At 46.7% G+C, this 13,362-nt stretch carries 13 protein-coding genes; 9 read left to right on the forward strand and 4 right to left on the reverse strand.

Features of this window, described 5'->3' with window-relative positions:
• Positions 1-35 precede the first annotated feature (35 nt).
• From pilB to HW988_RS07430, 6 genes are all read left to right on the forward strand, one after another.
• Complete coding sequence (pilB, locus tag HW988_RS07405) at positions 36-1,736, forward strand: type IV-A pilus assembly ATPase PilB (RefSeq protein ID WP_181606894.1); 1,701 nt, start codon at positions 36-38, stop codon at positions 1,734-1,736.
• The gene (locus HW988_RS07410) at positions 1,736-2,779 is read left to right on the forward strand and encodes a twitching motility protein PilT (protein ID WP_181606895.1); all 1,044 of its coding nucleotides are present in this window, start codon (positions 1,736-1,738) and stop codon (positions 2,777-2,779) included. Before pilB ends, HW988_RS07410 begins: the two co-directional genes overlap by 1 nt.
• Positions 2,780-4,006 (forward strand): type II secretion system F family protein, encoded by a 1,227-nt coding sequence (locus tag HW988_RS07415; protein WP_181606896.1) that lies wholly within the window; start codon positions 2,780-2,782, stop codon positions 4,004-4,006.
• On the forward strand, positions 4,006-5,583 hold the full coding sequence (locus HW988_RS07420) for a nitrogen regulation protein NR(II) (protein WP_181606898.1): 1,578 nt from the start codon (positions 4,006-4,008) through the stop codon (positions 5,581-5,583). Before HW988_RS07415 ends, HW988_RS07420 begins: the two co-directional genes overlap by 1 nt.
• Positions 5,584-5,622: 39 nt before the next feature.
• Positions 5,623-7,029, forward strand: a complete 1,407-nt coding sequence (locus HW988_RS07425) for a sigma-54 dependent transcriptional regulator (RefSeq protein ID WP_142699849.1) — start codon at positions 5,623-5,625, stop codon at positions 7,027-7,029.
• 75 nt (positions 7,030-7,104) lie between these two features.
• Complete coding sequence (locus HW988_RS07430; protein WP_181606899.1) at positions 7,105-7,539, forward strand: bacterioferritin; 435 nt, start codon at positions 7,105-7,107, stop codon at positions 7,537-7,539.
• 78 nt (positions 7,540-7,617) lie between these two features.
• On the opposite strand, the gene HW988_RS07435 is transcribed toward HW988_RS07430, so the two are convergent.
• A complete protein-coding gene (locus HW988_RS07435; RefSeq protein WP_181606900.1) occupies positions 7,618-8,055 on the reverse strand; it encodes a FixH family protein in 438 nt (145 codons plus the stop codon).
• Positions 8,056-8,199: 144 nt separating this feature from the next.
• On the opposite strand from HW988_RS07435, the gene HW988_RS07440 reads away from it, so the two are divergent.
• Together HW988_RS07440 and HW988_RS19070 are read left to right on the forward strand one after the other, a co-directional pair.
• Complete coding sequence (locus HW988_RS07440; protein WP_181606901.1) at positions 8,200-8,937, forward strand: dienelactone hydrolase family protein; 738 nt, start codon at positions 8,200-8,202, stop codon at positions 8,935-8,937.
• Positions 8,934-9,566: a YkvA family protein gene (locus tag HW988_RS19070; RefSeq protein ID WP_142699851.1), complete on the forward strand. Its 633-nt coding sequence runs from the start codon at positions 8,934-8,936 to the stop codon at positions 9,564-9,566. Before HW988_RS07440 ends, HW988_RS19070 begins: the two co-directional genes overlap by 4 nt.
• A gap of 308 nt (positions 9,567-9,874) precedes the next feature.
• Here the strand turns inward: HW988_RS19070 and HW988_RS07450 are convergent, their stop codons facing one another.
• Entirely contained in the window at positions 9,875-10,672 is a 798-nt protein-coding gene (locus tag HW988_RS07450) for a M48 family metallopeptidase (RefSeq protein WP_181606902.1), read from the reverse strand.
• 90 nt (positions 10,673-10,762) lie between these two features.
• Positions 10,763-11,254 (reverse strand): hypothetical protein, encoded by a 492-nt coding sequence (locus HW988_RS07455; protein ID WP_181606903.1) that lies wholly within the window; start codon positions 11,252-11,254, stop codon positions 10,763-10,765.
• Positions 11,255-11,355: 101 nt separating this feature from the next.
• Here HW988_RS07455 and HW988_RS07460 point away from each other — a divergent pair, with 101 nt between their 5' ends.
• Positions 11,356-12,801, forward strand: coding sequence for a DUF1254 domain-containing protein (locus tag HW988_RS07460; RefSeq protein ID WP_220128823.1), 1,446 nt, complete (start codon positions 11,356-11,358; stop codon positions 12,799-12,801).
• A gap of 2 nt (positions 12,802-12,803) precedes the next feature.
• Here HW988_RS07460 and HW988_RS07465 read toward each other — a convergent pair whose 3' ends face one another.
• Positions 12,804-13,247 carry a HAMP domain-containing protein gene (locus HW988_RS07465; protein WP_181606905.1) on the reverse strand — a complete coding sequence of 148 codons (444 nt, stop codon included), beginning with the start codon at positions 13,245-13,247 and terminating at the stop codon, positions 12,804-12,806.
• Positions 13,248-13,362 lie beyond the last annotated feature (115 nt).

Below are 13,362 nucleotides of genomic sequence, written 5' to 3' on the forward strand. Positions count from 1 at the left end.
GCACCCTGGTATAAAGTAATATTTGGGGAGCCACAATGTCTTCAATCAAAATAGGTGAAATATTAGTTAAGCAGGGTCTGCTCAAGTCGGACCAGTTAGCTCATGCTGTTGAAGAACAAAAAAAATCAGGCGCACGTCTGACCGGTGTTATCACTCAACTTGGATATCTTAAAGAAAATCAAATCCTTCGCGCGATGGAAAAGCATTTTGCAGTTCCAGGTGTGGAGGTCTCATCGTTTGAAATTGATCCCTCCGTTATTCAGCTGATTCCACGTGATGTTTGTGATCGTAATCAATTGATTCCGTTGCAGAAAGCGGGATCCACACTGGTTGTTGCCTTCGCCGATCCAAGCAATATCATGGTGAAAGAAGACTTGCGCTTCATCACCCGTTGTAAAATTCAGGCGGTCGTTGCGACCGAAACTGCGATCGCTGCAAGTATCGAGAAGTACTACGGCGGTAACATCAACGTAAAGAATTTGAATACGATCGCGGAAAGCATGGAAGAGGAATATGCTGCCAATGCCACTGCGACCGAAGTTATCGACTCGGATGCGGGCGGTGAGGAAGCTCCGATCGTTAAGTTCGTGAATCAAATTCTGGGTGAAGCGATCATCAAAAAAGTATCCGATATCCACTTTGAACCCTATGAAAAAAGATACCGCGTGCGCTTTCGTATCGACGGTAATTTAATTGAAGCGACGCAACCTCCGCAAGGAACGGGTGCCGCGATCGCGTCTCGTATCAAGATCATGTCTAAGCTCGACATCGCCGAAAAACGCCGTCCTCAAGACGGCCGTTTGAAAGTTCGTACGAAAAAAGGCCGCGAGATGGATTTTCGTGTCAGCGTTCTGCCAACTATTTGGGGCGAAAAAGTCGTTCTGCGTTTGCTTGATAAATCCAATCTTCAATTGGACATGACCAAACTTGGTTTCGAGGAAGATGACTTAAAACTTTTTAAATCCATGATCAATCTTCCGCAAGGGATGGTCCTGATCACGGGTCCTACGGGATCTGGTAAAACCACGACGATTTATTCTGCCTTGGCGGAATTAAATCAGCCTGACGTGAATATCTCCACGGCAGAGGACCCGGTGGAGTTTAACTTGGAAGGTATCAATCAGGTTCAAATGAATCCTGATATCGATTTGAATTTCTCGAGTGCTTTGAAATCATTCCTTCGTCAAGACCCGGATATCGTAATGGTGGGGGAGATTCGTGACCTTGAAACGGCAGAGATCGCCTTTAAAGCGGCCTCCACGGGTCACTTGGTCGTAAGTACGCTGCATACGAATGATGCCCCAGGTACGGTTATTCGTCTGACTGAAATGGGCGTGGCAAACTATATCATCACTTCATGCGTGAACTTGATCGTGGCGCAACGTCTGGTGGGTAAAAACTGTGAATCTTGTAAAGCTCCTATCGAAGTGCCTGCGCAAACTCTTTTGAATTTGGGTGTACCGCAGGCAGAAATCGGTGATTACAAGCTGATGCGTGGTAAAGGTTGTTCGAACTGCAACAACTCGGGCATCAAAGGTCGTCTGGCCGTTTACGAATTGCTGGCGATGACCGAAAAAATGAAGGAAGCGATTTTAAAAGGTGCTTCTACCGGGCAGCTGCGCTTCCTGGCTCGTGAACAGGGGATGAAAACTCTCCGTCGTTCTGCTTTGTTGAAATTAAAAAGAGGCCAAACAACGATTGAAGAAGTCTTGAATGCATCTGTGAAGGATACATAATGAGTTTGACAGAATTGTTAATGCAAGCGAAGGCTAAAAAATCTCAAGAGTTCCTATTTGTCGTGGGCAGTGAGCCCCGTGCTCGCAGCATGACGGGCTGGGAAAGCTTGCGCCCTTCTCCGGGGTTGATGACAGAGTGGAAGCTTTTACAACAAAGCTTCCTGGATGATCAGCAAAAAGCGATGCTTGAAACCACAGGCGTGGTGGTCGGCGAAACGGCCCTGGAAAATACACGTATTGGATTCTCGTTTTTTCAACATGAAAGTACGATGAAGGCCATCATCGATTTGGATCTTGATGGTTCCAGATTTGATATGCCACTTCCGGGCAGCTATATGGAAACTTGCTTGCGCATGAAAGGTCTTGTGATCGTTTCGGGCGCAGGGGAGTCCGGGCAAACCGGAACTCTGTATAAAACAATGCAAAAGATGGGCGAAGAAAGATCGTTCATGGGCGTGGTTTTCTCGACAAAACCCTTCCCGCAAGTGCGTGAAGCAAAATCCTGCTTCCTTTATCACAATGGAATTTTCGAAAGCCAAAGTGAACGTGACAGTTTGCTAAATGGTGTTGATGTTGTGGTTTACGATGGCGCTTCTGACGATGCCAGCTTCCTTGAAGCTATGGCTTTGGCAGAGCGTGGTGTCTTTGTGATTTACTCTATGCGTGCACCTTCTTTGATGAATGCTCTTCGTCGTTGTCTGTCGGTGATGACCGATCGTTTTGGTCAGCATGGTTCTTCGCGTTTTGCGGAAGTGTTTTCGATGGGACTTGGTCAATATGCAATGGCTGGCCTGGGAAATGACCGCGTGTTCGCGCATGAATTGCTTTTGGTGAAACCACAGATTCGTGAGTTCATCGAGCGTCAGGAAATGAGTTCTTTGCAAGCCGTATTGATGACGGCTCCAGAGCATTCTGGCATTTTGACTTTGAATCAATCATTGCTTCAACATTTGATCCGCCGTCGTGTGGATTTGAAAACAGCATTTGAAACATCTCGTGATCCAGACAATTTAGATCAGTTGCTCAAAAAGGTGGGCATCTAGATGGCTAAGTTTCAATACCAGGCTCGCGCCGCCACTGGAAATATAGTTCAGGGGGAAATCGAAGCAGCGACTCAGCAAGAGGCGATCATTCGCCTTCGTGCTCAGCAGTTGATGCCGACGAAACTGGTAGCGATGGCCCGTGCCACGGGAAAAAAAGCAAGCACTCCGGCACCGATGTTTGGTGGCCGTGTTAAGGGTAAAGATCTGCAGATCTTCACTCGTCAGTTTGCGACCCTGATCAATGCCGGTATCCCGGTGGTGGATTGTTTGAAAATTCTTTCCGAAGGTTTGCGCCCAGGTCCCTTGCGTGAAGCGGCGGGTACGGTGAAATCTTCGATTGAAAGTGGTCGTCGTCTGGCCGACTCCATGGGGCAGGTGCCTTTGGTGTTTGATAAACTTTATGTGAATATGATCCAGGCCGGGGAAGAAGCCGGTATCCTGGATGGTATCTTGAATCGTCTGGCTCTTTATATGGAGAAGTCAGAAAAACTAAAAAGTCAGGTGAAGGGTGCCTTGGTGTATCCCGCTGTGATCCTGGTTGTGGCCTTTGCGGTTATCACCGGTATCCTGGTTTTCATCCTTCCGAAGTTCATGGAGTTCTTTAACTCCGCAGGTAAAGAACCACCGGCACTGACTCAAATGGTTATCGCACTTTCTAATTCTATGATTCATAAGTGGTATCTATATTTGTTTGCAGTGGTGGGGATTCCCTTCGCGATTCTTCAATACTACCGTACCGATGAAGGCCGCGACACCATGGATAGATTGTTCTTTAATGTCCCGGTATTTGGTGAAGTTATCCAAAAGTCCGCGATCGCGCGTTTGACTCGTACCTTGTCGACGTTGTTGTCTTCGGGCGTGGGTTTGATTGAAGCGATTGATATTTCGGCAAAGACCGCCGGTAATATCGTGATCGAGCAAGCTTTGCTTCGTTGTAAAGCCTCTGTAACGGAAGGTCGTACGTTTGCTTCTCCGCTCCTTAAGGAAAAGGTTTTTCCAGAGATGGTTGTGCAAATGATCTCGATCGGTGAGCAGTCGGGTACGATGGATATCATGCTGGGTAAGATCGCCGACTTCTATGAAGACGAAGTTGAAACGGCGGTTAAAGCGATGACGTCATTGCTTGAGCCACTGATGATGGTTTTCTTGGGTGGTATCATCGCGATCCTGGTTATTGCCATGTATCTTCCGATCTTCTCTATGGCAGACGTTGTCGGCGGGGGCTAATGCGCTTAAGTTACGCCCTTCAGAATAATAAAAATCAAGGACTGACGGTCGAATTCGCTCGAGTCAGTCTCTTTGTTATTGTTCTTGTAGTCAGTGTTATTTCCACAATGACTCAGGGAAGTTTTGTGAACTGGTCGGTGCAAGCACCGTTTTATCTGGTTCTGACTTTGGCGCTGGGGCTGCACGTAGTGTGGATTTCTGAATGGGATCAACTTCTGCAGCATCCAAAGGCTTTGTTCTTCGGTTTCGTTTTAGATTCGGTTTTTATTTCTTTGCTGATTTATTATTTCGGTTTGAATCAGTCGCTATTCTTGTTCCTGCACTTGGTAAATATCTTGCTTGCCGGGATCGCATGCCGGGGAGTAGGCGCTTTAACGCTGGCTCTTTTCACTAGCATAACTTTCACTATCGCGGCGTTATTTTCGCCGGAGATGAAGGCGCTGAATTTCTTTTTCTTGTTGGCACTGAACAACATCGCGTTCTTTTCGGTGGCAGGTCTTTCCGGCTATTTGAGTGAACAGCTGCAGTCCGTTGGCAAAGAGCTTAAGAAAACAGGCTTAAGTCTTCGTTCAGCGCAGGAATTAAATCAGTTCATCATGGAGAATATTCCGTCAGGAATGTTGTCCTTTACGGCTGAAGGCCAAGTTTTGACCGCGAATAATTCAGCTTTGGAAATTCTGGGTAAGTCGGCACCTTCAGAAATCAACTGGTACCGAATTTTCCCAGAAACAGAGCGTGCGGCGGATAATTTCCGCGGGGATTTAAAGTATGTCGAAAGCAGTGACCAAACTGCTAAAATTTTAGGCGTTACACTTTCAAAAGTGTACAGCCCCGACCTGCAAGGTCCCCTTTCGATCGCATTGATTGATGATTTGACCAAGGTTCGTCAGTTGGAATTTGCGGCTCGCCAGAATGAAAAGCTTGCGGCCGTGGGTGGTTTGGCGGCTGGTATTGCTCATGAAATCCGCAATCCATTGGCTGGTATCAGTGGCAGTATCGAGATGCTGACTCAAACAGTGACGAATGATGACGATCGCAAGCTGATGAAAATCGTTTTGCGCGAGATCGATCGCCTGAATAACTTGATCACAGAGTTCCTGGAGTATGCTCGTCCTGAAAAGCCACCGACAGATGTGGTGGATATGGCGTTTTTGTTGAACGAAGTTTTTGACGCTATAAAAACAGACACGAAAGTGCGCGCCGATGTTCAACAGGTTCGGGAAATCGGAGCGGAACTCAGAATTCTGGGGCACAAAGACAAGTTGAAGCAGGTTTTCTTAAACATCGTTTTGAACTCGTATCAAGCGATGCAGGATTCTGCAAAAGCGCAAGTGACGGTGAAAGCTGTTGCGAATGAAAAATCGATCGTGGTCAGCATTCGCGATACTGGTTGCGGAATGAGCGAAGCCACTCGTAAGAAGATGTTTGAACCCTTTCATACGACGAAACCCAAGGGCACAGGCCTTGGTCTAGCTGTGACTCATAAAATTTTGGAAGGTCATAGTGCTCAAGTCTTCGTTGAGAGTGAGCAGGGTGTAGGTACAGAGTTTGTTTTGACTTTCCCGAAAGCAAACTAAAGAATAGGTAATATATCACAGGATGTGGGAGCGAGGAACATGAAGCCGAGAATTCTTGTTGTCGACGACGAAGAATCAATACGCGAATTTCTAGAGATCATGCTGAAAAAAGAAGGCTATGAGATCACTTTGGCTGAAGACGGCCAAAAAGCAAAAGACCTTCTGACGAAAAAATCGTTCGACATGATCATCTCCGATTTGCAGATGCCCCATGTAACAGGTATTGAGCTTCTTAAACACGTTAAAGAATCATACCCAGACACAGTGTTCATGTTGATCACAGCTTTCGGTACAACGGAAACTGCTGTTGAAGCCATGAAGATGGGTGCTTACGACTATTTGACGAAACCTTTCAAAATCGATGAAGTTCGTTTGAACATTCAAAACGCTCTTCGTTCGCGCAATTTGGAAGTTGAGAATAGAACACTTAAGAAAGAGTTAACGAAAGAATACTCTTTCCAAAGCATGGTCGGAAATTCACCGGCAATGCATGCGATCTTTGACATGGTTAAACGTGTTTCTCAGACGCCAACCAACGTTCTTATCACGGGGGAATCTGGTACGGGTAAAGAGGTTGTGGCGAAGGCGATTCACTACAACGGTCCCTTGAAAGATCGTCCGTTCGTAACCGTGAACTGCGGTGCGATTCCTGAGAATTTGATGGAATCCGAAATGTTCGGTCATAAGAAAGGTTCCTTTACAGGAGCTGTGGCTGATAAATCGGGTCTTTTCGAAGTGGCTGATACCGGAACGTTGTTTCTGGATGAGGTCGGTGAGTTGCCATTGACGATTCAGGTAAAATTACTTCGTGCGATTCAAGAGCGTGTGGTTCGTCGCGTGGGTGCAACTGAAGACGTTAAAGTGGAAGTTCGTATTATCGCGGCGACAAATCGTAATCTTGAAGAGATGGTGGCTAAGGGCACTTTCCGTCAAGATTTGTTCTATCGCTTGAATGTTATTAATATCAAAACGCCAAGCTTGCGTGAGCGTCGTGAAGATGTTCCGTTGTTGGCGAACCATTTCTTGAAAAAGTACAACGAGCGCCTGAATAAAAATATCGGTGCGATCAGTGCTGAAGCGATGGAAATCCTTAAAAAGTACGACTATCCAGGTAACGTGCGTGAGCTTGAAAATATGATCGAGCGCACTGTGGCTTTGGAGGGTGGTGCGACGATCCTGCCTGAGTCATTGCCGCCAATGGTTAACACAGCTTCTGGCCGCAAAATGGCGTCTTCCAATGAAATTGAGATGGGAGATGACGGGGTTGACTTGGATAAGGTCATGGGCCAAATTGAAAAAGAACTTTTGGTCAAAGCGATCCATTCTGCTGGTGGCGTTAAGAAGAGAGCGGCAAAATTGCTTCATATCTCTTTCCGCTCGATGCGATATCGCATTGAAAAGTACAATCTCGGCGTCGTGGGTGACGACGAGCTTGATGATGAATAGTCCACTTTAGAGTGACTAAAAGCCCCGCAAGGGGCTTTCATCATTTTAACGCAGTAACAAAATAAGGAGCGGGTCATGACAGTGCAGGAAGATAAAAAGAAAATTGTAGAGCTACTGAACGAAATCATCGAGATGGAAATTTCGGCGGTGATTCGTTATCTGCATTATGCGTTGATGATCAAAGGCCCCAATCGTATCCCCATCGTTAAATGGTTCCACGATCAAGCGAACGAGGGTTATGCCCATGCTTCCATGATTGGTGAAAAGATCACGGCATTTGGCGGTCATCCTTCGTTGAAAGTTTCCCCGGTTCCAGAGACGAACACGCACAAAGTTTTGGATATCTTGGCTGAGAGCCTGGATTTCGAATTGAAAGCTTTGGCGAAGTACAAAGAGCTTTTAAAGCACGTGGGTGACGACGTTGCTCTTGAGGAGTTGGTTCGTGGTCAAATCCGTTTGGAGACAGAGCACGTTGAAGAAGTGCGTAAGATGTTGGATGTAAATCATTAATATCTAAAAGATTATAAGAAATAAAAAAAGCCAGGAGGGATCCTGGCTTTTTCTTTTTAGCACCTAAGCTTTTAGAGGCTACTTAGAAACCCACACTGGGATTTCAAGGTGTTGAGCTTGGCCGTTCAAATTGAAATCAATACGAACATTCCATTGGCCCGGCATAACAAACCAGGCGTTTGTTACCAAGTAAACGCCGTTCGCGTTTTCAACGATGTCCACCGGCGAAGATCCATGGCCGTGGTGTCCCATGTTCATCCAAAGATCGACTTTAAAGTTTTGCAGGGGAGCTCCGTCAAAACCTTGAATCAAAACCTGAAATTGCCCTTCAGTTGAAGCGGTTACGTCCGTTTTATAAAGCAACTGTGCGCACAAAGACTCCACAGTTTGTGAGCAAACGATTGTGCTTAGGTCGCCAGCTTTTGGTGAAGCAGGGGCTCCGTAAGTCTGCGCCGAGGCAGCAGAAGTTAAAGTAATGGATACAATCAGTGTGATAACTGACATAAGCAATTTCATAAACTCTCCTTAATAGGTGCTTGATATAGCAAGGAATCTTGGGATTGCCATCACATATTTCTGAGCGCAACAATGAGCTGCATCTGCTATCTGTTGACTGCGGCCGGATAGTTTTAGATCTAATGTTTCATGTAAGGAGTTCAAATGGCTTACGAGAAAAGAAGCGTCTCTACCACCGATGGTACGATGACGGTTCATATCACCAATCCTGACAAAGTCGATGCCAGGAAGCCTGCACTGATCGTTTTGCAGGAAGCCTTTGGAGTGAATCATCATATTTTGAATGTCTGCAAAAAACTTGCGGATCATGGTTACGTCGTTTTGGCTCCAGAGCTATTTCATCGCGCTGGTGACGGTGTTGTCGTCGAGTACTCCAACTTTCAAGCAGCGCGCCCTATTCTGGGGGAGCTTACGAACGCCCGCATGATCGATGATATGACTCAAACTTTTAACCTCGCTCAAAGTTTACCATTTGTTGATGCCTCTAAGGTCGGAACAATTGGTTTTTGTATGGGTGGATTTGCTGCTCTTTTGGCGGCTTGTCATATTGACCTTGCGGCGGCCATTTCATTTTATGGAGGCGGCATGACACAAGAGCGTCCTGGCTTCGCTTTCACGCCTTTTTTGCACGATCTCAGCTCAATTAAATGCCCTGTGTTTTTGGGGTTCGGGGCTGAGGATCAGAGTATTCCTCCGGCGCAAATCGATCAGATTCGAGCTCAGCTTAAACAAGCTCATGTTCAGGCCCAAATAACGGTGTATCCTGAGGCGCAACATGGCTTTTTATGCGACGAGAGAGCTTCTTTTAACCCCAAAATGGCTGATAAAGGATGGAAGGATATCTTTAATTGGCTTCAACAATATGGTAGGATGACACTATGAAAATCAGCCAAATTAGCAAAATCTCTAAAGATACCGGTTTGAGTCCTGAAAAATTGGCCGTCTATTTTCAAGTGTCTAACATGACACTTCGTCGTTGGTTAAAGAAAGGCGGCACAGCCCGCGTTCCTTCCCAATACGACACGAATATCTATCAAGGTATTCTGGCAATGGTTAAAGACGGTGCGATCGATAAAGACCACGAATGCGTGAAAGAAGCTTACGAGTTCACACAAGTCTTGTTCGCTAATAACTCTTTCATGATGATGGACTTGCAAGCCGCTCAATTCGAAAATACCGGCAACGATGAAGACGGATTGATGGACCTTTGTTTGCGCCTTGGCCAACGTGATGACAGTTTGTCATACGTTCAAAGAAACGAACAAACCCTTCAAGACCTTGAAAAGAAAAGCCCCAGCATCCGCGAAAAAGTCACAGCACTTTGGAACGTCCTCAAAGACGGCGAATTGCAAAAGACTTCCAAATACGTAGCAGTTGGAGCTTTGTTCTATTTGGTCTTCCCATTCGACTTCATCCCAGACTCCGTTCCTGGGGTCGGTTTGCTGGACGACTATGCAATCCTGTCGATCGCAATGGATCACTACTTGCGAATCAAAAATCTAAAAGGCTAAAACCTTCGAAAAGCATCTCCCAAAGAGATGCTTTTTTTATTTCTTCTTGGAGTAACGGCGACGTCCCGTCCAAGCGCATCTGCCTTGGTCCCATCGGTCTCACGCTTACTTCTCCGCGACACGCCATCCGGGCTCAACCGTGGCTCGCCTTCGGCGAGTGCGCGCCATCGTGGCGCCCACGGAGGTCGCTGCGTAGCAAGCATGCGCCCGCTGTGCCCAAGGCAGCTGCGCTTGGACGGGCCGAAGTGTTGCTTTAGTAGAAATTAAAAAAACCAGATCTTTTGGATCTGGTTTTTTGTTGGTGCGTTTTATTTTTTTGCTGCTTCGTAGAGTGGGGTTACTTTGGGAAGTAGCGAAGAGATGTGATTCAAGCGGGTTGAGTCGGCGGGGTGGGTAGAGAGAAATTCTGGTGGTTTGTTGCCGCCGCCGGCTCCCATTTTTCTCCATAAGGACATGGCTTCTTTTGGATCGTAGCCAGCTCTTGCCATTAACTCTACGCCGATGGTGTCGGCTTCGGATTCTTGGCCTCGGCCGTGGGGTAGGGAGACCATCAGGTCACCGAGTGTGCTCGCGGCTCCGGCGTAGCTGGAGCTAAGTGTGTCGGTGGCGACCAGGATGTTGAGAAGATTTTGTTTTACCATTTCCTCAGAGACTCTTTCTCTGCCGTGTTCACGGAGGGCGTGGGCTATTTCGTGGCCCATGACGGCGGCGATTTCTCCGTCGGTCATGTTTAGTTTTTCGATGATGCCGGTGTAGAAGACGATTTTTCCGCCGGGCATGCAGTAGGCGTTGATGTCAGGGCTGGTGATCACGTGGACTTCCCATTGCCATGATGGAGCGTCTTTGCGGAAGATGCCAGTTTGAGGGATGAGTTTGTTGGCGATGGTTTGCACTCGTTTTAGTTGAGCCGGATTGACGTCCAGGGCGCCTTTCTTTTTGGCTTCGTCTTTGGTTTGTTGAAAACTTAAGGCGGCGGCTTGATTGATTTCTGCGGAACTGACCATCATCAGCTGTTTGCGTTTTACTCCCACGGCGCCTTCGTCAGTGGTGCTGGCGCAGCCTGCGATGATTGAACTAATAAGAAGAATTAAAAGTGAGTTTTTCATGGCATTAGCATGGCAAAGTCCGTTGGTCCTTGTCAAAGTCGAGTGTGTTATTCGGCGGAGTGACAGGATCTTGGCAAAGAACAATCGGTTTTACTGGTTGCGACTATTCTTCCAGGCAAAATAAATCAATGTGCCTGCGGATGTTGCCAGTGCCAGATAAAGGAAAATGTGATTTTCAGTTGAAGGATCGCTGGAGGAGCGAATACCGAAATAATAAACGGCGGTTTTTAAAATAATTCCCGATTGAATCACAGCCCAAACATAAGGAAACATTTCGCGAAAAGTTTTTTGTTCCTGAGTTAATACCTTGGGGCGTTTTTCAAAAGTGGGTTCAAAGTTCCAATAATTGTTGTGATGGAAATCTGTCACCACAGTATTCCAGGCGCGACGTAACTCTGTGCTGTTGATTTCCGCAGTGCCGGTTTTTGCCAATTCCTGATCCAATTTTTCCAATGCCATCGCACGCAGAGCAGTTTCGTCCGCTTCAGTGAAGAAACCACGATTTGTGGTGAAATCTTGTTTGAATTGGGTCTGAGTTTCCGTCAGGGCTTTTTGTGCTTCAGCGTCCAGTGTGGCTTTCATGGCTGATAAATTATGACGGAGGTCTTGTCTTTGTCAAAAGGCTTATTGTCTTGAGTCGCTGCTAAATAGAACCTAAATAAATGAAAAAGCTGGAGGGATTCATGCGCTTGAATCAACTGGTAATAACGCTTTTATCCTGTTTACTGTTAAGCTGTGCAAATTCCCAAGCGAACAATGCCCGGGTCCCTCCGACGAATGGTGATGGGATCAAGCAGATTGCGGCAGATGCCTATATCTATGCTTATCCGATGGTCGTCATGGCAACGGCGCGCGAGGTAATGACCGCCGTTCCCCGTGCGGGACGCGAGAAAGCCCCTTTAAATCAAATCGCCAACCAACGAACTTTGCCCACACCTGATACGACTCGGCCTTTTGCTGAAACTGATATTTTAAGCAGTCTCTCGTGGATTGATGTCTCTAAAGAGCCCGTCGTCATAAGTTTGCCGGATGCCGGGAAAAGATTTGTGATGTTTTCCCTGGTCAGTGCCTGGGGCGAAGTGTTTGCAACTCCCGGAAGTCGAACCTCGGGAAATCAGAAAAAAGACTTTGTCCTGACTGGGCCTGATTGGAAGGGAGCGGTTCCAACGAATATGCAAAGAATTGTCGCGCCAACAAATTCAGTGTGGATGGTGGGGCGAGCGCAATTGAAAGATACTGCAGACTATGACCGTCTTTATCGATATCAGGATAAAATTGCGGTGAATACTCTTTCAGAGTTCGGTAGCAAAGCCGCTAAGCCAATGTCTGTTGTTTTTAATATCGATGTCGACAATCGCACGCCGATCTTTGATCAGGTGGAAGGCATGGATGCGCGAGTTTTCTTTGAAGTCTTTGCTAAAGAACTAAAAAAGAATCCCCCGGCACAAACTGACGGGGCGATGGTTACCCGTTTGGCGGCGCTGGGAATTTTTCCGGATAAAGAATTTAACTATGATGCTCTTCCAGAGCATGTAAAAGAGGGCATCAATTCAGGATACTTTGCGGGGCAAGATCAGTTTGCAGAGTTTCAGCGAGGCACGCCGAACTTGAAAATGGTGAACGGTTGGGGCACTCCCATTCTGTCTGGCAAATACGGCACAAATTATAAAGTCCGGGCCTTGATGAAAAAAATGGGATTTGAGACCGCAGCCCCGCAAGACATGTCTTTCGCCAGAGCTGTGGTTGACGGCAGGGGGGAACGCTTAAATGGGGGCTTTAAGTATCTTTTGAAGTTTCCGAAAAACCAAACGCCACCAGTTTATGGTTTTTGGTCGGTGTCGCTGTACAACTCCAGAAAATTCTTTGTGCCAAATCCGCTCGAAAGGTATTCGTTGGGAAGCAGTCAGCACTTGAAAATGAATCCCGATGGGTCCCTTGATATATACGTGCAGGCGGTTTCTCCCGGAAAAAACCTGGAGTCCAACTGGCTGCCAGCCCCGGCCGGGGAGGATTTCAATTTGGTGATGCGAATGTATTGGCCAAATCAATCGGTCATTGATGGCACGTGGAAAATTCCGGCACTTGAAAAAATACCGGAGTTTAAAAATCTGTCTGAAAATTTGAATTAGAATTACTTGGATTTTTTTTGTAAGGCGACGTTAAGATCTTTAGCTAGATCCTGGAAATAGTCGCCTTCGCGAAGTTTAATTTCCACAACTTCAGCAGATTCCTCGTGGCGAGTCGCTTTATTGATAATGCGACGGATATTAAATAGAGGACCCACGATTTTCGAAGTCACACGGTTTGTCAGGTAGAACCCGGCAACTAAACAGACCGCCACCACGATGAATTCGTTCATTAAAAACATAACTTTGTGGCGAGCGATAAATTCAGCAATCGACATTGAGCCATATTCACCGGCCAAGGCTTTTTCTTCAAGTTTGCTTACCAAAACCCAGCCCGCAATCACTTGGGCCAGGAAAATCCCGGTCACAAAAAGACCTACAAACATCAGAGCGTCGTATTGAACCTCGCGGTTGACGATCAATTTGCGACGATGTTTTAAGATTCCCATTTTTCATTCCTTGCCTTGCGTTTCTTTAAATATATCGTGATGCAGATGCAGTTGCTGGTATTTCTAAGGATCTGCAGCGGCATTCTCAAATTAAGACGCCGCTGTCAGTTCCCTA

The sequence above is a fragment of the Bdellovibrio sp. KM01 genome (assembly GCF_013752535.1).
GTDB lineage: Bacteria > Bdellovibrionota > Bdellovibrionia > Bdellovibrionales > Bdellovibrionaceae > Bdellovibrio.